The following is a 22,127-nucleotide window of genomic DNA, read 5'->3' on the forward strand; positions in this document are numbered from 1 at the left end:
GCCAACCTTGGTTGGCGCGCGATAAATGCGCCCACCAAGGTGGGCATCTACCAAGGCGTTTGCGGGGCCGCTATTCCCCGATCCACCCGTCCAGCAGGTCGGCGAACTCGTCGGCGTGTTCTTCCTCCTGCGCCAGGATCTCTTCAAGGATGCGCTTGGTGGTGGTATCGCGGTCGCCGATGAAGTTGATCATCTCGCGGTAGCTGTCGATGGCGATCCGTTCAGCCACCAGGTTCTCGCGCACCATGTCGCGCAGGTCGCTGCCTTCCTTGTATTCGGCATGCGAGCGCGTGGTAAGCGTATCCGGGTTCAGGTCCGGCTCGCCGCCAAGCTGGACGATGCGCTCGGCCAGCTTGCCGGCATGCGCCTGTTCCTGCTGTGCATGCTCGAGGAACTCGGCCTTGACCGCGTCGGCCAGCATGCCCTTGGCCATGAAATAGTGCCGGTAGTAGCGCAGCACGCACACGTACTCGGTGGCGAGGGCATCGTTGAGCAGCTTGATCACCACCTTGCGGTCGGCGCTGTAGCTGTCGGTGATCGCGCCGTCTTCGATGTTATGCCGGGCACGCTCGCGCAGGGTCTGACGGTCACTGATGCCGGGAATCCCGGCGGCGGGCTTGCTGGCTTTGGCTGGCTTGCTGGACATTGCTGGCCGTTTCCTTCTGCGGTGGGGAATCAGGTAGGCAGGTGCTCCAGCACGTACTCGGCGGAAGACACCTCGAACTGGCCCGGCTGCTCGATCCAGGCCGCACGCACCACGCCATCGACCACGTACAGCGCGAAGCGGCGCGAGCGCATGCCCATGCCCGAGGCGCTGGCATCCAGCTCCAGGCCGAGCGCGCGGGTCAGCTCGGCATTGCCGTCGGACAGCATCAGCAGGCCGTCGGGCACCTTCTGGTCGGCGGCCCAGGCTTTCATCACGAACGGGTCGTTGACCGCCATGCAGTAGACATCGATGCCGCGCTGGCGGAAGGCCTCGAATTTTTCGACGTAGCCGGGCAGGTGGCGGGCCGAGCAGGTGGGCGTGAACGCGCCGGGCACCGCAAACAAGACGACCTTGCGGGCGTCGAACAGCGAATGCGTATCAAGCGTTTCGATGCCCTCGCGGATGCGCTTGAGGGTCACTTCCGGAATGCGGTCGCCGACATGGATGGTCATGGGGAACTCCTTGCTGGGGCAGGCTAGTGGGCCGGATGGGACAGGGGCGTCAAGACATTGGAAAACCCGTGTGCAGGCCCCATCTCAGGCGTTGCGGCGGGGGCTTCCAGCCACAGCCTGGGGCATCGGGATGGCAGCGGCATTGCGCAGGATCAGTCGGCCTCACCGGGGCCGCACGAGGGGCGGCGTAGCATCGCCGGCGCGTAGAATGAACCCGGGGCGGCGCCACCGGCGCGGCCGAAGCAGATCGAGGTAGCTGGATGGAATTCAAGGATTACTACGCCACCCTGGGGGTGGAACCGAGCGCGGGCGAGGCGGAGATCAAGACCGCCTACCGCCGGTTGGCACGCAAGTACCACCCGGACGTCAGCAAGGAGGCCGGGGCCGAAGACAAGTTCAAGGCGGTCAACGAGGCCTACGAGGCGCTGCGCGATCCGGAAAAGCGCGCAGCCTACGACCAGCTGCGCGCGCAGGGCTATCGCCCGGGCGAGGAGTTCAACGTGCCGCCGAACTACGGCGGCGCCGGCGGTTTCAATTTCGAGGAAGTATTCGGCGGTGGTGGCCCCAACGGCGGCTTCAGCGACTTCTTCGAAAGCCTGTTCGCGCGCCAGCGTGGCGGTGCCGGTCCGGGCCCGGGCTTCAGCAGCCAGGGCCACGCACCCAACCGCGACACCCGCGCCAAGCTGTCGGTCCCGCTGGAAGCGGCCTACAGCGGCGACAGCCTGCGCATCACCGTCAACGGCAAGCAGCTGGACGTGCGCGTGCCCAAGGGCATCCGTCCGGGCCAGGTGATCCGCCTGGCAGGGCAGGGCAACCATGGCGGCAACCTGCTGCTGGAAGTGGAGTACGCCGCGCATCCGCAGTTCGAGGTCGACGGCCGCAACATCCTCTATACGTTGCCGGTCACGCCCTGGCAGGCCGCGTTGGGTACCAGCATCAGCGTGCCGACCCTGGGCGGTGCGGTGGAGCTGAAGATCCCCGCCGACTCCGATGCCGGCCGCAAACTGCGCCTGCGTGGCCGCGGCCTGCCGGGCAGCCCGGACGGCGACCAGATCGTTGAAATCGAGATCGTGGCCCCGGCCGCGACCGACGAGGCGCAGAAGAAGGCCTACCGCAATCTGGCCAAGGCCTTCGGCGAGTCGATCTGAGCACGCCTTGCGGTCGTGCCGGCCGCAGGCCGGCAATTTCATGACCTGGGACGGTGACGCGTGGTTGCCGGCCAGCGGTCGGCACGACCACGCGCGTCTCAGCCCTGGCCGGCGAACACCCGCTCCAGCACCTCGGACAGCTCGTCTTCCGAGAACGGCTTGGTGATGTAGGCCTTGGCCCCCTGGCGCATGCCCCACATGCGGTCGGTGTCCTGGTCCTTGGTGGTCACCAGGATCACCGGGATATGCCGGGTCGCCTCGTCGCGGGCGAGGGTACGGGTGGCCTGGAAGCCATTGAGATTGGGCATCACCACGTCCATCAGGACCAGGTCGGGCAGCTCGGCCCTGGCGGTTTCGACCCCGGCGGCGCCATCGGTGGCGGTCAGGATCTGGTGCCCGAGCTTCTCGACGATGCGCTGTATCCCCAACAGCTGCGACGGTGAGTCGTCGACGATCAGAATGCGTGCCATGTTGTTCCCCATGTAATGCCCGCAGTGTAGTGCGGGCTCATTACCGGCGGGAGGGGGGCATCTGCCGTCCGTCGCCTGCCTGCGACGTTCAGTCGATCCGCACCACCGTGCGGCCCAGCGATCCACCCGCCAGCATCCGCTCGAACACTGCCCGGAGGCCATCAAGGCCGACCTCGGCGGTGCAGATGCGGTCCAGGTGCTGCGGCTTCCACTCACCGCCCAGGCGCGACCACACCTCTTCGCGCAGCCGGCGCGGCGCATTGGCCGAAGACACGCCGAGCAGCGACACACCGCGCAGGATGAAGGGCATCACCGTCATGTCCAGCGTCGGGCTGGCCGCCAGGCCGGCACTGACCACGCTGCCGTAGGGCACGGTCTGCGCCAGCAGGCTGGCGAGCATGGCGCCGCCGGCATTGTCCAGGCCCCCGCCGAAGCGCGCCGACTGCAGCGGGCCGGTGTCGGCCAGCGCCTCGCGCGGCAGCACCTCGCTGGCACCGATGTCGCGCAGGAAGTCGGTCTGGTCCGGCTTGCCACTGACCGCGTGCACGGTGTAGCCGGCACGGCTGAAGATCGACAGCGCCAGCGCACCGACGCCGCCGCTGGCGCCGGTGACCGCCAGCGGGCCGAGCTCCGGGGTCTGGCGGTTGTCCTGCATGCGCAGCAGCGCCAGCGCCGCCGTGAAGCCGGCGGTGCCCAGCACCATCGCCTCGCGCGGGCTCAGCCCGGCCGGCTGTGCAATCACCGCACGCGACTCCAGCCGCACATACTGGCTGTAGCCGCCGTCACGGGTCTCGCTGAGGCCGCAGCCGGTGGCCAGCACCGCGTCGCCTTCACGCCAGGCCGGGTCGGTGCTGGCGACCACGGTGCCGGCCACGTCGATGCCGCCGACCAGCGGGAAGCGGCGCAGGATCTTCCCCTTGCCGGTGCCGGCCAGGGCATCCTTGTAGTTGACCGAGGACCAGTGGGCGCGGATCAGCACCTGCCCGGGGTTGAGGTCGTCGACACCGAGCCGGGTCAGGCCGCTGCGATAGCCGGCGTCGTCGTTTTCGATGCGGAAGGCGGTGAACGGGGTGGTGGGGGCCATCGGCGTTGCCTGACTTCGAGGAAAACGCCACCTTACCCCGTCGTCGCCCTTTCGATCCTGCCGATCCGCCCCATCTTGTATGATCGGTAATGGTTTCACGGCTGGCGCCGCGGGAAGGGCCCGCGCCGCAGCCCACATCTTGATGGAGCGTGCATGGCCTGGAATACACCCGGCGGCAACAAGGGCGGACAAGGCCCCGAGGACAATCGACGCGGGCCGTTCGGGTCGCGCGGCGGTGGCAATGGTGGTGGCTGGGGCGGACTGCCCGGGCCGTTGAAGGACCTGTTCGACGGCGGCATCGTGCGTTGGGTGGTGGCGGCCGTGGTGCTGCTGGTGCTGTTCTCCAGCTTCCAGCTGATCGGTGAACAGCAGCGTGGCGTGGTCCTGCGCTTCGGCCAGTTCTCGCGCATCCTGCAGCCCGGCCCGAACTTCAAGCTGCCGTGGCCGATCGAGTCGGTCACCAAGGTCAACGCCACCGAGATCAAGACCTTCTCGATCCAGGTGCCGGTCCTGACCCGTGACGAGAACATCGTCAACGTCTCGCTGAACGTCCAGTACCGCATCGACGATCCGCAGCAGTACCTGTTCGGCACGGTCGATGCCAACCAGGTGCTGGAGCAGTCGGCGCAGAGCGCGGTGCGCGAGGAAGTCGGCCGCGCCGACCTCAATGCCGTGCTGAACAACCGTGGCCCGCTGGCCGTGGCCGCCGAGGAGCGCCTGCAGGCGCTGCTGAAGGCGTTCAAGACCGGCCTGACCGTGACCGGCCTGACCCTGCAGGACGCCCGTCCGCCGGAGGAAGTGAAGCCGGCCTTCGACGAGGTCAATGGTGCCCAGCAGGTCAAGGAACGCCTGATCAACGAAGCCCAGGCCTACGCCGCCAAGGTCGTGCCGGAAGCCCGAGGCCAGGCCTCGCGCGCCCGTACCACCGCCGAAGGCTACAAGCAGGCAGTGGTGTCCAAGGCCGAGGGTGACGCGCAGCGCTTCAGCCTGTTGCAGGCCCAGTACAAGGACGCGCCGGAAGTGACCCGCAAGCGCCTGTGGCTGGAGACCGTGCAGCAGGTGCTGAGCGAGAACCGCAAGGTGATCGGCGGCGATGGCCGCCAGCTGATCTACGTGCCGATGACCGGCGACACCCGTCCCACCACGTCGGCCCCGGCCGCAGTGGCAAACCCGGACGTGGTCATGCCGTCGCTGCCGGGCGCAGCGGTGGAAGCTTCCCGTGATCCGGGCCGGCCGGTGGGCCGCCCGACCGGGCGACCGAGCGGCCGTGAGGAGGGCAGCCGATGAAGAGTCCTATCTGGATCGCCGTGATCGTGGCGGTGGTGCTGGGCCTGCTCGGCTCGGTGTATGTGGTCCGTGAGGACCAGACCGCCATGGTGCTGAACCTGGGCAAGGTGGTGCGGTCGGACATCAAGCCAGGCCTGCACTTCAAGGTGCCGGTGGTGGAAACGGTGAAGGTCTTCGACCGCCGCTTCCAGGTGCTCGACACCGCGCCGGCGCGCTACTTCACCGCCGAGCAGAAGGACGTCAGCGTCGACTTCTTCGCCATCGGCTACATCTCCAACGTGGGTGACTACTTCCGTGCCACCGGCGGCGACCCGCGCGTGGCCAACGCCCGCCTGGCGCCGATCATCACCGATTCGCTGCGCAACCAGATCAACTCGCGCACCCTGCAGCAGCTGGTGTCCGGCGACCGCAGTGAGCTGATCGCCGAGCAGTTGAAGGGAATCAACGAGGCCGTGGCCGGCCTGGGCATGCAGATGATCGACCTGCGCATCAAGCAGGTGGACCTGCCCACCGACAGCCAGGTGATCAACGACGTGTACGAGCGCATGCGCGCCCAGCGCAAGCAGGAAGCCGCCAAGCTGCGCGCGGAAGGCGAGGAACAGTCGCTGACCATCCGCGCCCAGGCCGACCGTGACAGCACCGTGCTGATCGCCGAGGCCGAGCGCGATGCACAGCGCCTGCGCGGTGAAGGTGATGCGGAAGCCACCCGCATCTACGGCAAGGCCGGTTCGGCTGACCCATCGTTCTACGCGTTCTACCGTAGCCTGGAGGCGTACCGCGGCTCCATGACCGACGGCAACGGCGTGATCGTGCTCGACAAGAACGACCCGTTCCTGCAGTACCTGAAGAACGACCGCTGAGGTCGCAGGGCATTACCCCACGGGGCCCGGCCAACTGCCGGGCCCCGTGCTTTTTCCGGAGTTCCGATGAAAGATCTGTTCGCCGCCGTCTGCCTGGTCGCGGTGCTGGAAGGCCTGTTCCTGTTCGTCGCGCCGTTCGCCTGGAAGCGCATGGCCGAACGCCTGCTGGACCTGCCCAGCCCGGCCCTGCGCAGCTTCGGCGGACTGGTGCTGCTGGCCGGCCTGAGCCTGCTGTGGTGGGTGCGGCACTAGACGCCCCGGCGCGGCCGCCTGCGACTACGTGCGTGGCCTGGCCTTGGTAGATGCCAACCTTGGTTGGCATTGCCGGCCAGCGGCCGGCACGACCGGGTGGGGCGGCTGACCGACCTGCACCTGCGTGGCCAGGCTCTGGTAGATGCCAACCTTGGTTGGCATTGCCGGCCAGCGGCCGGCACGACCGGGCGGGGCAGCTGACCGCCCTGCACCTGCGTGGCCAGGCCCTGGTAGATGCCAACCTTGGTTGGCATTGCCGGCCAGCGGCCGGCACGACCGGGCGGGGCGGCTGACCGACCTGCACCTGCGTGGCCAGGCTCTGGTAGCTGCCAACCTTGGTTGGCATTGCCGGCCAGCGGCCGGCACGACCGGGTGGGACGGCTGACCGACCTGCACCTGCGTGGCCAGGCTCTGGTAGATGCCAACCTTGGTTGGCATTGCCGGCCAGCGGCCGGCACGACCGGGCGGGGCGGCTGACCGACCTGCACCTGCGTGGCCAGGCCCTGGTAGATGCCAACCTTGGTTGGCATTGCCGGTCAGCGGCCGGCACGACCGGGCGGGGCAGTTGACCGACTGGCACCAGCGTGGCCAGGCTCTGGTAGATGCCAACCTTGGTTGGCATTGCCGGCCAGCGGCCGGCACTACCGGGCGGGGCAGTTGACCGACCTGCACCTGCGTGGCCAGGCTCTGGTAGATGCCAACCTTGGTTGGCATTGCCGGCCAGCGGCCGGCACGACCGGGCGGGGCGGCTGACCGGCCGGTGAAGCCGTCCGTCGGAAAGGTGGCAGCGGACCCCGTAAACCCGGATAATGCACAAAAGCCGGACGGGCCTCCCCGTTCGGCTTTTTCCGTGTCTGGGCCCTCCATCGCCGGCCGCTCCCCGTTTGGAGCCGCCCTCCAGGTGCTGGCCAGCCCCGCCACGGTTTACCCGTCCGCGGCCCCGATGGCCGCAACAAACCGAGGAGCCCGTCATGGGTCAGTCTGTCGTAGTGTTGGGTGCCCAGTGGGGCGATGAAGGCAAGGGCAAGATCGTCGATCTGCTCACTGAGGAAATCGGCGCCGTCGTGCGCTTCCAGGGCGGCCACAATGCCGGCCACACCCTGGTCATCAACGGTAAGAAGACCGTCCTGCACCTGATCCCATCGGGCATCCTGCGTGACGATGCGCTGTGCCTGATCGGCAACGGCGTGGTGATCTCGCCGGCCGCGCTGCAGAAGGAAATCGCCGAGCTGGAAGCCTCCGGCGTGGAAGTGCGTTCGCGCCTGAAGATCTCCCCGGCCGCGCCGCTGATCATGCCGTACCACATCGCCCTGGACCAGGCGCGCGAGCGCGCAGCCGGTGGCAAGGCGATCGGCACCACCGGCCGCGGCATCGGCCCGGCCTACGAAGACAAGGTGGCGCGTCGCGGCATCCGCATCGCCGACCTGCATTACCCGAAGCAGCTGGAAGAACTGCTGCGCACCGCGCTGGATTACCACAACTTCGTGCTGACCAAGTATCTGAACACCGATGCGGTCGACTTCCAGAAGACCTTCGACGAAGCACTGGCCTTCGGCGAATACGTGCAGCCGATGAAGTCCGACGTGGCCGGCATCCTGCACGACCTGCGCAAGCAGGGTAAGCGCGTGCTGTTCGAAGGTGCGCAGGGCGCGCTGCTGGACATCGACCACGGCACCTACCCGTACGTCACCAGCTCCAACACCACCGTCGGTGGTGCGCTGGCCGGTTCCGGCGTCGGCGCTGATTCGATCGACTACGTGCTGGGCATCGCCAAGGCCTACGCCACCCGCGTCGGCGGTGGCCCGTTCCCGACCGAGCTGGACGACGAAGTCGGCCAGGGCATTCGTGACCGCGGCGCCGAGTACGGTGCGTCGACCGGCCGTCCGCGTCGTTGTGGCTGGATGGACATCGTCGCGCTGAAGCGCGCCGTGGCCATCAACGGCATCAGCGGCCTGTGCATCACCAAGCTGGACGTGCTGGACGGCATGGAAAAGCTGAAGGTCTGCATCGCCTACGAATACAACGGCAAGCGCACCGAGTACGCGCCGCTGGACGCGCAGGGCTGGGAAGAATGCACCCCGGTGTACCTGGAGTTCCCGGGCTGGAGCGAGAACACCCACGGCATCACCCAGTGGGACGATCTGCCGCCGGCCGCACGCGCCTACCTGCGTTCGCTGGAAGAGCTGGCCGGCTGCCCGATCAGCATCGTCTCCACCGGCCCGGACCGCGACCACACCATGGTCCTGCAGGATCCGTTCGCCTGAGGTGGCGCCGGGCCATGCCCGGCGTTGGTGACAGGAAAAGCCCCGCGCACGCGGGGCTTTTTCGTTACTGTGTGGCCAGGCCAGCGGGGAAGCGACGCGATGACCAGGATGTCAGCGTGAAAGGCGGGACGGTAGTGCGGGTCACCCTGTGGGTGTCGTGGAGCCTGTGGTGCATGGCCGGCCTGGTACTTGTGTTGGGTGCAGCCGCCAATGCCCTGGCTTCGCGCACGCAGACGGTGCCGCTGGTGCTGCGCCCTGGCGCAACCGCCCAGATCACCGTCTACCGCCTCATCGATGACCAGCTTCGGCTGCGCCTGCGCTATGCCGCGGACGGTACAGAGGCTGACCCTGAAGTGCTGCTGCGCATCGAGACTCCCACCGAACATGGAGACTTCCGCGCAGGGGAGCGTTGGGGAGTGGCCGGGCAGGGCATCGACCGCGCGCTGGTATCGGTTGAGTCCAGCGGCCTCATGGCCTCCTACTTTGGTTACGGTCGCGGCGACGCATTGCCACGCGGCCGCTCATGGCTGCGGGTAACCGTGCTGGAGGTGGATCCGGCGCTGGCGGGACGCACTGCAGACATCGAGCTGCAGCCGCCGCTGGGTCTGCTGAAGCTGACCGACCTGGACTACCTCTGGCTGTGGCCGTTCTTTTTCTGGAAGATGGCGGCGCTGTTCCTGCTGATTCCGGGGGCTGCGTTGACTGTCTTCACTGTGGCGTTGCGGCGCCAGCAGCGCCGGGCATCGGTGCCGCCGACTTCAGCAAGGGATAGGGATTGATCGACTCTCCCTTCCACCACTGCTTCTCCGGCCCCAAGACATGCACTTCGAAGTGCAGGTGCGGGGCCTCGGCGCTGGCATTGCCGGTGCTGCCGACGTAGCCGATCACATCCCCGCGCTTGATCGCCTGTTTCTCGGCCAGGCCATCGGCATAGCGCTGCAGGTGCGCGTAGTAGTAGCACCAGCGTCCGCTGGGCTCGAACTGGTAGAGAGTCAGCCCGCCGCGTTTGCTGTCGAACAGTTTTTCCACCGTGCCATCAGCCACCGCGAGTACCGGAGTACCGGCATCGGCCAGGATGTCGATGGCATCGTGTACGCGGCCTTCGCTGCGTGCATCGGTGAAGGTATCGCGCAGCTGCGAGGCCAGGATGCCCTGCACCGGCAGCAGCAGGCCGGACGGTGCATCCGCAGCCTGCGCGGCCGGCGGCGCGGTGGTGGCGGGTGGGGCCGTTGCGCGTGGCGCTGGTTCGACCACCGGCGCGGCGGACACCGCCGATGGCGCTGCCGGCAGCGAGGCGGCTACCGGCTCACTCCCATCGCGACGCAGCCACCAACCTGCCCCCAGTCCCAGCAGTACGCCCAATACGATCAGCTGCGAAAGACGCATGGGCTTACTCCTGCATCACCACGGGCACCGAAGTATCCACTGCGTCGGCCACACGCACCGCATCCCAGTTGGTCATGCGTACGCAGCCATGCGATTCGGTCTTGCCCACGTGGCTGGGTTCGGGCGTGCCATGCAGGCCGTAGTGCGGCTTGGACAGGTCGATCCAGACCCGGCCGACCGGATTGTTCGGGCCCGGCGGCAGCGTCGCCTTCTTTTCGCCCTTGCGCGCATCCCAGAACAACTTCGGGTTGTAGTGGAACGGCGGGTCGCGATACACGCCCAGGATCTTCCATTCGCCGATCGGCAACGGGTCGTGCTGGCTGCCCGACGACACCGGCACCTGCGCGATCAGCTTGCCCTGCGCATCCAGCAACTGCAGGGTGGAGTCGGATTTGTCGACCACGATCTTCGCCGCCTTCGGCAATGCCGCTGGTGCGATGTTGGGCACTTGGATGCGGCTGCCAGCCTTGGTCAGATCCACGCCGGGATTGAGCACCTTCAGCAACTCCGGCGAGGCGTGGAAGCGCTCGCCCAGGGCTTCTTCCACACTGCTGAAACCCAGCGATTTCAGTTTGGCCTGTGCGGCAGGTCCTTTCGGTATGGGCTGGAACGGGCCGGCGACATCCTCGGCAGTCAGCGTGTAGCTGGCCAGCGGCCCCACCGTATCAGCCTGCAGAGCCTTCCAGGTGGCGTCGTCCAGCTCACCCGTCACGGTCAGCCCATGCGCGGCCTGGAAGCCCGCCACCGCGCGTCGCTGGTTGCTGCCCACTTCGCCATCGATCTGGCCAGGCGAGAAATTCGCGCGATCCAGCAGCACCTGGGCGTGCAGGGCGGAGCGCACTGCGGCGTCCGGGCCGGCCTTCTCGGCAATGGGGGCGGGCAGGTTGGGCGCAGGGGACTGCGCGAAGGCGGGTGATATCAGTAGCGACAGGACGAACAGTACAGGATAGGGTACACGCATGGGCATCTCCGGCATTCACGGAACTACCATGCCTGTGCGCAATGCAGGACTGATGTGAAAAGAATCTGACGCCGGGATGAGTGGTGCCAACGTGACCATCCCTTGTGGGGCCGCGTCTGCACATGGAAAGCAACGAGGGCAGGCGACCACGGATCCGTCGCCGCCTGCCCTGATGTTCAATCCACAGTAACCATGATGTCGATGCTGTTGTTGTCCTCCCGTGACTCGCTCACGGTGTTCTGATCGTCAACCAGCAGCTGGATGGAGTGCACCCCTGGGGTCGGGCGCCAGACGTCGTTGTAAGTCCTGACATTGACGCTGGCGCCGGGTGCCAGGGTGTAGTTCTGGAGGCCGCCCCACACGCAACCTTCAATGAAACACTGCCCGTTCTTCATGGCCATCAGCCCAATCCAAGGCGCGCTGGCGGCGACCGAGCCGACATTCTCGATGGTTGCGGTGAACGAGGTTGCATCGCCGGATTTCGGACGCAGCGGCTGTGAATGGGCGCTGGTGATCCGAAGGTCTGGCTTGTCCGAGACCTGGATGATTCGAGCCAGCTGGTTGTTGCCCTCATTCGACTCCTGGATCAGCCCTTGGTCGTCAACAATGGAGGTGATCTGTTGCTGGCCACCCGCGGCTGGCCAAACGGGGCCTGCGGGGCTCAACCATACGGATTCGCCCGGCGCCAAGGCCGTTGTCAGGCCACTCCAGGGGCAGCCACTGGCTGGGCACGCGCCGTTTACCAGATAGACCGCTCCGAGCCAACCCGCAGGTGCGGGCATTGATCCGCGGTTGGTTACTGCCGTGCGGAATGTCACTGCATCGCCTGGCTTGAAACTGGCTGGAATCGTTTCGATCAGGTATGGCTGCAGATCGGGCAGATCCCCCACCATGATTTCCCGGGTCAACTCGTTGTTGTGTTCGTCGAGTTCCTTGATGCGGTCCGCGTCATCAGCGAACACGGTCATCGCATGCAGCCCTGCCGAAGGTGTCCAGCTGGGTCCCTGGTTCAGATCTATGGTGGCCTGTTGACCAGGGGCCAGACTGATGGTCAAGATCCCCCATTGGCATCCTCCCTCGAAACACTGTCCCTCCTCATGGACGAGGACACTGTGGTGATTCATGGGAGACGGAGCATTGCCGGCATTTCGGATGGTTGCCCGGAAACGGACTGGCTCCCCTGCCCGGAACTGGCTTGGAATCGTGTCGATCCGCGTGACCTGAAGGTCCGGTTGATGCGTGAGGTCATCGATCATTGAGTTGAAGATGGCAGGGCAGTTCTGCCCGTCGAACTGAAAATCAGGGCGTGCACCCGGCCAGAACGCAAAGTAGGCGCTGCCTAGGTTGCGAGGGCGGTCCGCTCCATACACGGCTTGCAATGAAGCTTCGAGTTTCACCCGGAAGCTGGTGCGCAGTCCGGGGTCATTGCAGCTGGTGTAGTTGAAAGCAGGAAGGACCGGAACCATTCCACCTCCCAGCAATCCGTGCCGTTTCCATTTCTGGTACTGAGCGACCTGTTCGTTGACGGTGTTCTGATACTGGTCAACGAAGACGACATCCTGTGCGTGTGGGCTCATTGCGTACTGGATCTGGACATCGCTCAACGTGCCCATCAGATTGGCGATGATCACCGGGCGCGCGGATGCATCGGGATCCGCTTGCCGAAGCCTTTCGTAGACCAGTTCCTGGAAGCGCTTGCAGATACCAAGGTTCTGTGGTGTCTGTGGCAGAGCTGGTTCGTCAAAAGTGTAGTAACCAACTACGATGTCTGAGTTCTGCAGGGCAAGTGCAGCAACAGCGTCAAGCTCCTGTTGAAGCCAGTCTGGTAGACGCTCGTTGCCAGGAGAGCAGGCACTGCCGGGATCTGCGTACCAGGCGTCGTGAACGGGTCCGTTGAACTGGAGCAGCACTTTGAATCTGGATAACAGCGGGTCCTGCCGCAGCGCCTGCAAACGGGAGCTGAGTTCACCCGTATTCCATCCTGTCACGGGAATCACATTCGCGCCGGCATTGTGCAGCTCGGTCAGCTGGGAGCGGACTGCGGGGTCAGCATTGCCGATGATGTTGTACGCGTAGAGGAACTTGAAGTTGCTTCCGGTGTATGCGTCCTGGGCGTGCGCGGACTGTGGGCTTGTCATGCAGGCAAGCAGGAGCGGAAGTGCACTGAGATAATGCCTCATGGTCGTCCTTGTACGATGGCGAGGGTGGCCGAGGTCTGGCATCTTGCAGATCAGCGGTGGCCCAGCATAACGGCAACAACCGCGTGGATCAGACCGCCTACGGAGATGCTGCGCATTCGTTGCTAGCAATGGCGATGCAAACGTGAACCGCGCCCGAAGCGTTCAGAATTTACGGGTCAAGACCCAGCATGAGGCCGCCGATAAGGCCACATCCCCCCGTATTGGATACCCCCATGAACTACTTGAGGAACGTCAGGGTTGCCTGGCGTCTTGGGCTGGGCTTTGGCCTGTTGCTGCTGCTGGTCGCCGCCGTGGTGGCCACCGGCGCCACTGCCAGTGTCGTGCAGAAGCGTGCGATGCAGCAGGTGGTCGACGTCAGCGTGGCCAAGGTGCGCCTGCTGTCGCAGATGCTCGATGCCAACAACCAGATGATGGTCGTGCGCCGCGAAATGCTGATCCGTCAGGGCGAAGACCGCGGCAGCGACGAGAAGCGCATCGCCGACCTGGTCAAGCGCTATGAGGCCAGCTGGACCGCCTACCAGGCGCTGCCCAGCGATGCCCAGGGCAAGACCATCGCGGAAACCATCGCGGCCAAGCGTGCCGTTGCGCGCCCGCTCAACAAGCAGACCAGCGAACTGATGGAGCAGGGTGATTACCCTGGCGCCGTGGCGCTGACCCTGGGCGCGGTGCAGGAAGCGGCCAACGGCTGGAACAAGGCGCTGTCCGATGGCGTGGACTTCGAGGAGAAGGAAAGCCGTGAAGCTGCCGCCGAAGCGATCCGCCTGGGCGAACGCAGCCTGCTGCAGCTGCTGGTGCTGGGCGGCGTCGCGCTGCTTGCCGGCATCGGCGCCTCGGTGATGATCGGCCGCAGCCTGACCGGCCCGCTGGCGCGCGCGGTGAACCTGGCCGAGCGGCTGTCCAAGGGCCAGCTGGACCAGGAGTTCCGCCTCGGTGGCCGGGATGAACTGACCCAGCTGGGCGAGGCCATGGCCAGTGTGCGGCAGAGCGTGCAGGCGGCGATCGGCGCGCAGCTGCAGATGGCTGAGCAGCACGAAGCGGGTGCGATCCGCTATCGCATGGACGACAGTGCCTTCCCCGGTGATTTCGGCCGCATGGTGCAGGCCACCAACAGCCTGGTCGAATCGCACGTGCAGGTGGAGCTGCTGATGGCCGAAGTGATGCAGCGTTACGCGATCGGCGACCTCAGCCGTGACCTGCCGGACTACCCGGGCGAGAAGGGCACGCTGACCCGCACTCTGGCCGCGGTAAAGCAGAGCCTGATGGCGATCAACGCGCAGATCGATGAACTGGCCCGTGCGGCTCGCGCCGGCGACTTCAGCATGCGTGGCGATGCTGCTGCGTTCCAGTACCAGTTCAAGGCGATGGTCGAACACCTCAACGGCATGATGGCCAGTTCGCAGGCCAGCATTGCCGATGTTTCCGACGTGCTGCGCGCGATCTCGCACGGTGACCTGACCGCACGCATGGACGGTGAGTACGACGGCGTGTTCGCGCGCATGCGCGACGACGCCAATACCACCACCGCGCAGCTGACGGGCATTGTGCGGGGCATCCAGGTGGCTGCCGACAGCATCAACAACGCGGCCCAGGAACTGGCCGCCGGCAACAACGACCTGTCGCGCCGCACGGAGCAGCAGGCGGCCAACCTGGAGGAAGCTGCCGCGTCGATGGAGGAGCTGACCTCCACCGTGCGCCAGAACGCCGTGCTGGCGCGTCAGGCCGACAGCGAAGCGCATGCCGCCGGTGCCGCCGTACGCGAGACCGAGCAGGCGATGGCGCAGATGGCCTCGGTGATGGGTGAGATCGATCAGTCCTCGGCACGCATCTCGGAAATCTCCACCGTTATCGACGGCATCGCGTTCCAGACCAACATCCTGGCGCTGAACGCTGCGGTGGAAGCCGCGCGCGCGGGCGAGCAGGGCCGTGGTTTTGCCGTGGTCGCCAGCGAAGTACGCACGCTCGCGCAGCGCGCCGGCGTCGCGGCCAAGGAAATCAAGGAGCTGATCGAAGACGCCGCTGCCAAGGTGAAGAGTGGCCTGGCGGTGACCGTTGAATCGGAAGCAGCGATCGCACGCGTGGCCCAGGCCAGTTCGCGCACCACCCAGCTGATGAGCGACATCGCAGCGGCCAGCAAGGAACAGGCCGCCGGCATCGAGCAGGTCAACCAGGTGGTGGTGCAGATGGACCAGGTGACACAGCAGAACGCGGCCCTGGTGGAAGAAGCCACTGCGGCGAGCCGCGCGCTGGAAGAACAGGCGCATGCGCTGACCACGTCGGTGGCGGTATTCAAGGTGGAAGGCGCAGGGGCTTCGGCCGCGCCGCGCCATGCAGCCTGAGCAGGCTGCTGACCCCGTGACAGGAATACGGCCGCCTTGAGCGGCCGTATTTGCATTGCCCGCTCAGGCAGCAGGGAGGATCGCCCTCATTGCTCCAGGACGCTGCCGAGCATGGCCCCAAGCACGTACAGCACGCCAAGCGTGGGAGGAATCACCAGAAGGTAGACGGTGATCCAGGTCATTCCGGAAAGCCAGCGTCCCACGCCGATGACGTTGAGTGCTGCGGTCTGCAGCATCACCGGCAGTTGCATGAGGATGTAGGCGCTCTTGGGGTCGCTGTTGGACCGGGCATCGAGCACCAGCCAGGTGGTAAGCGCGAGATAGAGCGCGCATAGGGCAATGCCGGTCCAGCTGAGCCAGCGTGGCTTGCGCATGCCGCCTTCCTCGTCTGTCCGGGGCCATCAGGGTAGCGCCGCGACCAGCGGCGTGCACTTCCCTGGGTCGAGCCGATAAGCGAAGCTGCGCGGCAGCGAGTCGTGCGAAGGGACCTGAGAGGTGAGCAATGTGATGAACGCCGTGATGCTCCCGATCGTGATGCTGCCCGGGCTGGATGGCAGCGGCCTGCTGTCGACATGCTTCGTGGAAGCGATGCAGGACCAGGGGGTTACCGTGCAGGTGCTGCCGCTGCCCATGCACGGGCCACAGGACTACGTTACATTGGCGTCGATCCTGCGCGCGCAGCTTCCCATCTCTCCCTTTGTGCTGCTGGCTGAATCGTTTGCCGGGCCGCTGGCTATCGAACTGGCGGTGGCTTCACCGCCGGGATTGCGCGGATTGATACTGAGTACGACCTTCGCGCGGCGACCGGTGCCGCTGCCAGCGGGGAGCGCACGCTTGCTTGCCCCTGCATGGCCACCGCCGCCGCTGGCGTTGCTGGCCCGGCTTCTGCTGGGGCATTGGCGGACACGCATGAACCTTCGCGAGCTGCGGCATGCGATCGCTGCGGTACCGACCGCGATCCTGCGGCAGCGCGCTGCGGCGACACTGCAGATCGATGTCCGCGCGCAGTTGCCGAAGCTCATGCTGCCGACGTTATGCCTGCATGCACGACAGGACCACCTGTTGTGGCCGCCCAGCGTGGCCGAGCTGCAGGTCTTGTTGCCCGATGCCCGGCACGTATCGCTGGAAGGGCCGCATCTACTGCTGCAGGCCCGTGCCGAGGCAGCCGCAGCCGAAGTTGCCGCATGGATGAGGGCGCTCCCCTCCTGATCGAAGACTCAGCCGCGTGCACGCGTGCGCGCGGCTTTCTTCGCCGCCGCCTTGCGCACGGTCTTCTTCGCGGCCCGCGTCTTGGCTGCCTTCTTCGCGGCGGCGCTCCGCGCGGCGGCCGTACCCGCCTTCTTTACCGCTGCCTTCTTCGCCGTCTTCTTTGCGGCCTTCTTTGTCGCGGTCTTGCGAGCCGGTGCCTTCTTCGCCACCGCCTTCTTCGCAGGTGCCTTCTTCGCCGCCGTCCTCTTGGTTGCGGCCTTCTTTGTGGCCGATTTCCTGGCAGGCGCCTTCTTGGCAGCCTTCTTGCTGGTCGCCTTCTTCGCGCCCTTGCGGGCACTGCCGGCGCGCTTGCCGCCGCCGTCCTGCTTGTTCACGGTGGCCCAGGCAATGCGCTCGGCGGTGCCTTCACTCGCGCCGCGATCACGTTCGCTTTCCTCGATGTGCTCGGCCTGGCGCTTCTGCTTTTCGGTGTATGCGGATTTGTCACCACGGGGCATGACGATTCTCCTGTCGTTGTGGTCAGGCCAGCAGGCGCAGCTTGGGCTCGCGCGCCCACTGGCGGGTGGCGGCCGCCGCCAGGAATGCCTTGGCGTCTTCTGCTTCGACGATGCCGGGGTCGTTGCCGACGCGCGCCGCCTTCAGCAGCACCTGGCCGCCCGCGTCGCTGGCGATGGCCTTCAGGTGTGCCCACGCCTGGCTGACGAATTCGACGGCTGCACTCTCTTTCGACAAGGCCTTCGCGGCTTCAAGGCTGAGCACCACGGCTACTGCATCGAACACGGCTGACGGGGTGCCCGCCAGCTGCCCATCTGCCGCCTGCAATGCGCCATCGCTCAGCGTGGCGCCTCCCACTTTTGGCGCGACCAGCTTCACGTCTGCACCTGCCTTCCGGGCGGCCTTGCTCAGGCTGGCAATCACGCGCGCGTCGGAGCCTTCGTCGAACAGGATGCCGATGCAGCGACCCTGCAGGGTGGGCTTGTTACGCCCGATCACGCGCACCTCGGGAGCGGGTGGCATGTCCCGCACCGGCGTGGCGGTTGGGGCCGGGTCGGGCAGCGCAGGCAGGGCCAGGCCATCGGCCACGCGCTGCGCCAGCGCGTCATCGATGTTGCGCAGGTGGCTGACGGTGCGCACCCGCACCTTCAGCGTTTCCACCTTGGACAGCTCGAACACCAGCGCCGATGCCAGGTGCGCCTGCTCCGGCTTTTCCAGGCTGCGGAAGAACATCCGGGCCTGGCTGTAGTGGTCGGCGAAACTCTCCGCGCGGGTGCGGCCCTTGCGGCCATCGTCGGCGCTGGCATGGCTGCGGAATCCGGCAGGCGTCTCGCGCGGGGTGTCGTCCTGCAGCGAGCTGGGATCGTAGGCGACGCGGCCCTTGGGCACCTGCATCTGCATGTGGCCGTCGCGCTGATGATTGGCAAACGGGCACTTCGGTGCATTCACCGGGATCTGGTGGAAGTTCGGGCCGCCCAGGCGCAGCAGCTGGGTGTCCAGGTAGGAGAACAGGCGGCCCTGCAGCAGCGGGTCGTTGCTGAAGTCGATGCCGGGCGGCACGTTGGCCGGGCAGAACGCCACCTGCTCGGTCTCTGCGAAGAAGTTGTCGGGCCAGCGGTCCAGTACCATGCGCCCGATCACCTGCAACGGCACCAGCGATTCGGGAATGATCTTGGTCGGATCCAGGTGGTCGAACGGGAATGCGTCGGCGTCTTCTTCGGTGAACAGCTGCACCGCCAGCTCCCATTCGGGAAAGTCGCCGCGCTGGATGGCCTCGAACAGGTCGCGGCGATGGAAGTCATTGTCGGCCGATTGCAGTTTCAACGCTTCGTCCCAGACCGTGGACTGAATGCCCAGCTTGGGCCGCCAGTGGAACTTGACAAACGTCGACTCGCCAGCCTCGTTCAGCAGGCGGAAGCTGTGCACGCCGAAGCCTTCGATCATCCGCAGCGAACGCGGGATGGCGCGGTCGCTCATCGCCCACATGATCATGTGCATCGATTCGGGCATCAGCGAAATGAAGTCCCAGAACGTGTCATGGGCCGACGCGGCCTGCGGGAAGGCGCGGTCCGGCTCCATCTTCACTGCGTGCACCAGGTCCGGAAACTTCATCGCGTCCTGGATGAAGAACACCGGGATGTTGTTGCCGACCAGATCCCAGTTGCCCTCCTTGGTGTAGAACTTGACCGCAAAGCCGCGCACGTCGCGCGGGGTATCCACCGAGCCTGCGCCACCGGCCACGGTCGAGAAGCGGGTGAATACCGGCGTCTTCACGCCGACCTCGGTCAGGATGCGTGCGCGGGTATGGGCTGCCAGTGATCGGGTCAGCTCGAAGTAGCCGTGTGCTGCGCTGCCACGTGCGTGCACGATGCGCTCGGGAATGCGTTCGTGATCGAAGTGGGTGATCTTCTCGCGCAGGATGAAGTCCTCCAGCAGCGTGGGCCCCCGAGGTCCCTGCCGCAGGGAGTTCTGGTTGTCCGCCACCGGAATGCCTTGGTCGGTGGTCATTGCCGGATGGCTGCCCCCGGCCTGCTGGTGCAGTTCATCGCCATCGCCCCGGCGGTGGCTTTCAGCAGGGACGGTTGCGCGCTTGCCGGTCGGCTTGCTGGCGGCCATGGACGTTGGCTCCGGATCATCAAAAGGAACCACGACACTGGAACCAGCCCCGTTAAACCACGGTCCGGCAAAGGTGAACGTACGGGCAAAAGCAGGCTCGGGTATGCTTGCCGCATGCGAGTCGAGCCCGCCGACATCGAAGCCCTGTTCGACGCCATCCCGGATGTGCTGTTCTTCATCAAGGACCGCCAGGGGCGTTACACCCACGTCAACCAGACCATGCTGCGGCGGCTGGGTCTGCGCGCGCGCAAGGACGTGATCGGGCGTACGGCGGCCGAAATCTACCCGACCGGCCTCAGTGCGGACTACGTTGACCAGGACGCCCGTGTGCTGTCCGGTGAGGTGATCGAGAACCTGATGGAGCTGCACCTGTTCGCCAACCGCGAACCGGGCTGGTGCCTGACCTGCAAGCGCCCGCTGGTGGTCGACGGGGCCATCGAGGGCCTGATCGGCATTTCCCGCGACCTTGGCCAGAAGGACAGCCTCGGCACCCAGTACGAGCAGCTGCGGCTGGCGCTGGCCCACCTCAACGCGCACTACGCCGAGAACGTGCGCATGCAGACCCTGCTGGACATCACCGGCTTTTCGCTGTCCAAGCTGGAGCGCAGCTTCCGCAAGGTGTTCCAGATGACCCCGCAGCAGGTGCTGACCCGGCTGCGGATCCAGATGGCCATGCATCTGCTGCATGGCGACGACAGCATCGCCTGCATCGGCCAGGCCTGCGGTTTCAGCGACCAGAGTGCCTTCACCCGCAAGTTCAAGGCTGAAACCGGTTTCTCGCCGCGTGCCTATCGTGCCCGTATCGGTGGGAACGTCGGCGAGCCGGCGCTGGCCTGAGCGGCCTGCTGCGCTGTGCCTATCCCCGTGGGCACGGGACAGGGTAAGGTGTCGCCCCTGTAGCCCGCCGCCAGCCCCGCCGATGCCCAACTCGATTCCGACCGCTTCGCCGTCCCGCCTCGGACATTCGCTCAAGCCCCGCCAGCTGATCATGATGGGCCTGGGCAGCGCCATCGGCGCCGGGCTGTTCCTCGGCTCGGGCGTGGGTGTGCAGGCGGCCGGTCCGGCGGTCCTGGTGTCGTATCTGGTCGCCGGAGCGCTGGTGATCATCGTGATGAACGCTCTGGGCGAGATGGCGGCGGCCAAACCGACCAGCGGCGCGTTCTCGGTGTATGCAGCCGACGCCATGGGCGCTACCGCCGGTGCCACCGTGGGCTGGCTGTGGTGGGTGCAGCTGGTGATCGTGATCGCCGCCGAAGCAGTGGGTGCGGCCGGGCTGCTGGCCACGGTCTGGCCGGCGATACCGGTACCGATGGCGGCGTTGGCGTTCATGCTGTTCTTCACCGCGATCAACCTGCTCGGAGTGAAGAGCTTCGGCGAGTTCGAATTCTGGTTCGCCATCCTCAAGGTCGCGGCGATCCTGGCCTTCATCGCCATTGGCGTGGCGCTGCTGATGGGGTGGCTGCCGCAGGTGACTTCGCCGGGCCTGAGCAACTTCACCGAGCATGGTGGCTTCGCACCGAAGGGCCTGGCCGGGATCGGTGCGGCGCTGCTGGTGGTGGTGTTCGCCTTCGGCGGCACCGAGATCGTGGCCGTGGCGGCGGCCGAAACCGAAGACCCCGAGCGCAGCATTGCCCGTGCCATCCGCACCGTGGCCTGGCGCATCCTGGTGTTCTACATCGGCTCGCTGAGCGTGATCATCGCCGTGGTGCCGTGGACCAGCGAGGCGCTGAAGTCGCCGTTCGCCGCCGTGCTGGACATCGCCCGCATCCCGGGCGCTGGTACCGCCATCACGCTGATCGCCGTGATCGCGCTGCTGTCGGCGCTCAATGCCAACCTCTACGGCGCCTCGCGCATGATGTATTCGCTGGCGCAGCGTCGCGAAGCGCCGGCCGTGCTTGGCTGGACCGACCCGCGCCAGGTGCCGGTGATCGCCGTGCTGGCCAGCGTGCTGTTCGGCTTTGCCGCCACGGTAATGGAACTGCTGTTCCCGGACCGGGTGCTGCCGGTGCTGCTGAACATCGTCGGTTCCACCTGCCTGCTGGTGTGGACGCTGTCGCTGGTCTCGCAGCTGGTGCTGCGTCGTCGCGCGGATCGTCTGGGTACCCGACTGCCGTTCCGCATGGCCGGTTTCCCGTGGCTGACCTGCTGTGCACTGGCGATCCTTGCGCTGATCTTCGGCCTGCTGCTGAGTGAGTCGCACACCCGCCTGCAGTTCCTGTCGATGGTGGCGTTGACCGCCACGATCGCCGCCAGCAGTGCCATCGCGCGGCGCATGCGCCAGGCGTGATTCTGTAGAGCCGACCCTGCGGTCGGCTGCTGTTTGCGCGATCGCCAGCCGAGCATGGGCTCGGCTCTACAACAGGCACACACTCCGCGTGGCACTGTGCAGGCAGGCCGTCATCGGCCCGTCGACCAGGAGTACCGCATGCTGCGCAGCCGTCCCTTCCTGATGTTCACCGGCCAGGCCGAGGCCGCGCTGGCCCTGTACGCCGAAGCCTTTGCCGATTTCCGGCTGCTGGCCCTGCAACGCCATCCCGAGGGGGCCGGCGCCGGCGTGCCGGGGCAGGTCCGCCAGGCCATCTTCCTGCTCGGTGGCACCCACTACCTGTGCTTCGACAGCCTGGACGTGCACGATTTTACCTTCTCGCCGTCGATCTCGCTGTTCGTCGAGTGTTCCGGTGCCGAGCAGTTCGAGCGCGCGGCACGCGTGCTGGGTGAGGGCGGCCATTGGTTGATGCCGGTGGGCGACTATGACTTCAGCAATCGCTACGGCTGGGTGCAGGACCGCTTTGGCGTGTCGTGGCAGTTGAGCCTGGGGCAGATGCCGGACCCGTGATCGGATGCTTGTGGGTGTGGGCCTTGGTCCACACGCCCCATGAAAACGGCCCGCTTGCGCGGGCC

Annotated in this window: 21 protein-coding genes; 11 read left to right on the forward strand and 10 right to left on the reverse strand. The window is 66.3% G+C overall.

What is annotated here, in order from left to right:
* Positions 1–70: 70 nt before the first annotated feature.
* On the reverse strand, positions 71–646 hold the full coding sequence (locus AC5P8F_RS18580) for a ferritin-like domain-containing protein (protein ID WP_014648036.1): 576 nt from the start codon (positions 644–646) through the stop codon (positions 71–73).
* A 29-nt stretch (positions 647–675) separates the two neighbouring features.
* A complete protein-coding gene (locus AC5P8F_RS18585; RefSeq protein WP_111206448.1) occupies positions 676–1,158 on the reverse strand; it encodes a peroxiredoxin in 483 nt (160 codons plus the stop codon).
* Between the two features lie 260 nt (positions 1,159–1,418).
* Between AC5P8F_RS18585 and AC5P8F_RS18590 the strand changes: the two genes are divergently transcribed.
* Positions 1,419–2,306 carry a DnaJ C-terminal domain-containing protein gene (locus AC5P8F_RS18590; RefSeq protein ID WP_012511838.1) on the forward strand — a complete coding sequence of 296 codons (888 nt, stop codon included), beginning with the start codon at positions 1,419–1,421 and terminating at the stop codon, positions 2,304–2,306.
* Between the two features lie 98 nt (positions 2,307–2,404).
* Here the strand turns inward: AC5P8F_RS18590 and pilH are convergent, their stop codons facing one another.
* The gene (pilH, locus tag AC5P8F_RS18595; RefSeq protein ID WP_014648033.1) at positions 2,405–2,776 is read right to left on the reverse strand and encodes a twitching motility response regulator PilH; all 372 of its coding nucleotides are present in this window, start codon (positions 2,774–2,776) and stop codon (positions 2,405–2,407) included.
* A gap of 88 nt (positions 2,777–2,864) precedes the next feature.
* On the reverse strand, positions 2,865–3,860 hold the full coding sequence (locus AC5P8F_RS18600; protein ID WP_053495211.1) for a YhdH/YhfP family quinone oxidoreductase: 996 nt from the start codon (positions 3,858–3,860) through the stop codon (positions 2,865–2,867).
* 153 nt (positions 3,861–4,013) lie between these two features.
* On the opposite strand from AC5P8F_RS18600, the gene hflK reads away from it, so the two are divergent.
* From hflK to AC5P8F_RS18625, 5 genes are all read left to right on the forward strand, one after another.
* The gene (gene hflK / locus AC5P8F_RS18605; RefSeq protein ID WP_005418335.1) at positions 4,014–5,147 is read left to right on the forward strand and encodes an FtsH protease activity modulator HflK; all 1,134 of its coding nucleotides are present in this window, start codon (positions 4,014–4,016) and stop codon (positions 5,145–5,147) included.
* On the forward strand, positions 5,144–6,007 hold the full coding sequence (gene hflC / locus AC5P8F_RS18610; protein ID WP_014648031.1) for a protease modulator HflC: 864 nt from the start codon (positions 5,144–5,146) through the stop codon (positions 6,005–6,007). Before hflK ends, hflC begins: the two co-directional genes overlap by 4 nt.
* Positions 6,008–6,073: 66 nt before the next feature.
* Positions 6,074–6,259, forward strand: a complete 186-nt coding sequence (locus tag AC5P8F_RS18615) for a DUF2065 domain-containing protein (RefSeq protein ID WP_005414170.1) — start codon at positions 6,074–6,076, stop codon at positions 6,257–6,259.
* A gap of 971 nt (positions 6,260–7,230) precedes the next feature.
* On the forward strand, positions 7,231–8,523 hold the full coding sequence (locus tag AC5P8F_RS18620; RefSeq protein ID WP_014648029.1) for an adenylosuccinate synthase: 1,293 nt from the start codon (positions 7,231–7,233) through the stop codon (positions 8,521–8,523).
* A gap of 116 nt (positions 8,524–8,639) precedes the next feature.
* Entirely contained in the window at positions 8,640–9,302 is a 663-nt protein-coding gene (locus AC5P8F_RS18625; RefSeq protein ID WP_049407584.1) for a hypothetical protein, read from the forward strand.
* On the opposite strand, the gene AC5P8F_RS18630 is transcribed toward AC5P8F_RS18625, so the two are convergent.
* The 3 genes from AC5P8F_RS18630 to AC5P8F_RS18640 all read right to left on the reverse strand — a co-directional run bounded on the left by AC5P8F_RS18630 (position 9,232) and on the right by AC5P8F_RS18640 (position 13,050).
* On the reverse strand, positions 9,232–9,909 hold the full coding sequence (locus AC5P8F_RS18630; RefSeq protein WP_495228732.1) for a M23 family metallopeptidase: 678 nt from the start codon (positions 9,907–9,909) through the stop codon (positions 9,232–9,234). The genes AC5P8F_RS18625 and AC5P8F_RS18630 overlap by 71 nt on opposite strands.
* 4 nt (positions 9,910–9,913) lie before the next feature.
* Entirely contained in the window at positions 9,914–10,876 is a 963-nt protein-coding gene (locus tag AC5P8F_RS18635; RefSeq protein WP_049441943.1) for a L,D-transpeptidase family protein, read from the reverse strand.
* 170 nt (positions 10,877–11,046) lie between these two features.
* Positions 11,047–13,050 (reverse strand): CARDB domain-containing protein, encoded by a 2,004-nt coding sequence (locus tag AC5P8F_RS18640; RefSeq protein ID WP_049441936.1) that lies wholly within the window; start codon positions 13,048–13,050, stop codon positions 11,047–11,049.
* 233 nt (positions 13,051–13,283) lie between these two features.
* On the opposite strand from AC5P8F_RS18640, the gene AC5P8F_RS18645 reads away from it, so the two are divergent.
* The gene (locus tag AC5P8F_RS18645; protein ID WP_495228733.1) at positions 13,284–15,407 is read left to right on the forward strand and encodes a methyl-accepting chemotaxis protein; all 2,124 of its coding nucleotides are present in this window, start codon (positions 13,284–13,286) and stop codon (positions 15,405–15,407) included.
* 86 nt (positions 15,408–15,493) lie between these two features.
* On the opposite strand, the gene AC5P8F_RS18650 is transcribed toward AC5P8F_RS18645, so the two are convergent.
* Entirely contained in the window at positions 15,494–15,781 is a 288-nt protein-coding gene (locus AC5P8F_RS18650; RefSeq protein WP_032960023.1) for a hypothetical protein, read from the reverse strand.
* A gap of 133 nt (positions 15,782–15,914) precedes the next feature.
* On the opposite strand from AC5P8F_RS18650, the gene AC5P8F_RS18655 reads away from it, so the two are divergent.
* Positions 15,915–16,616 (forward strand): alpha/beta fold hydrolase, encoded by a 702-nt coding sequence (locus tag AC5P8F_RS18655; RefSeq protein ID WP_495228735.1) that lies wholly within the window; start codon positions 15,915–15,917, stop codon positions 16,614–16,616.
* 8 nt (positions 16,617–16,624) lie between these two features.
* Here the strand turns inward: AC5P8F_RS18655 and AC5P8F_RS18660 are convergent, their stop codons facing one another.
* Together AC5P8F_RS18660 and AC5P8F_RS18665 are read right to left on the reverse strand one after the other, a co-directional pair.
* Positions 16,625–17,113 (reverse strand): hypothetical protein, encoded by a 489-nt coding sequence (locus tag AC5P8F_RS18660; protein ID WP_014648023.1) that lies wholly within the window; start codon positions 17,111–17,113, stop codon positions 16,625–16,627.
* A 22-nt stretch (positions 17,114–17,135) separates the two neighbouring features.
* A complete protein-coding gene (locus tag AC5P8F_RS18665; protein ID WP_049441934.1) occupies positions 17,136–19,226 on the reverse strand; it encodes a catalase in 2,091 nt (696 codons plus the stop codon).
* Positions 19,227–19,340: 114 nt separating this feature from the next.
* Between AC5P8F_RS18665 and AC5P8F_RS18670 the strand changes: the two genes are divergently transcribed.
* The 3 genes from AC5P8F_RS18670 (at position 19,341) to AC5P8F_RS18680 (ending at position 22,062) form a co-directional block, all read left to right on the forward strand.
* Positions 19,341–20,063 (forward strand): AraC family transcriptional regulator, encoded by a 723-nt coding sequence (locus AC5P8F_RS18670; RefSeq protein ID WP_014038112.1) that lies wholly within the window; start codon positions 19,341–19,343, stop codon positions 20,061–20,063.
* Positions 20,064–20,145: 82 nt separating this feature from the next.
* Positions 20,146–21,513 (forward strand): amino acid permease, encoded by a 1,368-nt coding sequence (locus AC5P8F_RS18675; RefSeq protein ID WP_126411255.1) that lies wholly within the window; start codon positions 20,146–20,148, stop codon positions 21,511–21,513.
* A gap of 138 nt (positions 21,514–21,651) precedes the next feature.
* Positions 21,652–22,062: a VOC family protein gene (locus AC5P8F_RS18680; RefSeq protein WP_005418291.1), complete on the forward strand. Its 411-nt coding sequence runs from the start codon at positions 21,652–21,654 to the stop codon at positions 22,060–22,062.
* Positions 22,063–22,127: the final 65 nt, after the last annotated feature.

Source organism: Stenotrophomonas sp. YJH_SMC_69 (genome assembly GCF_059370495.1).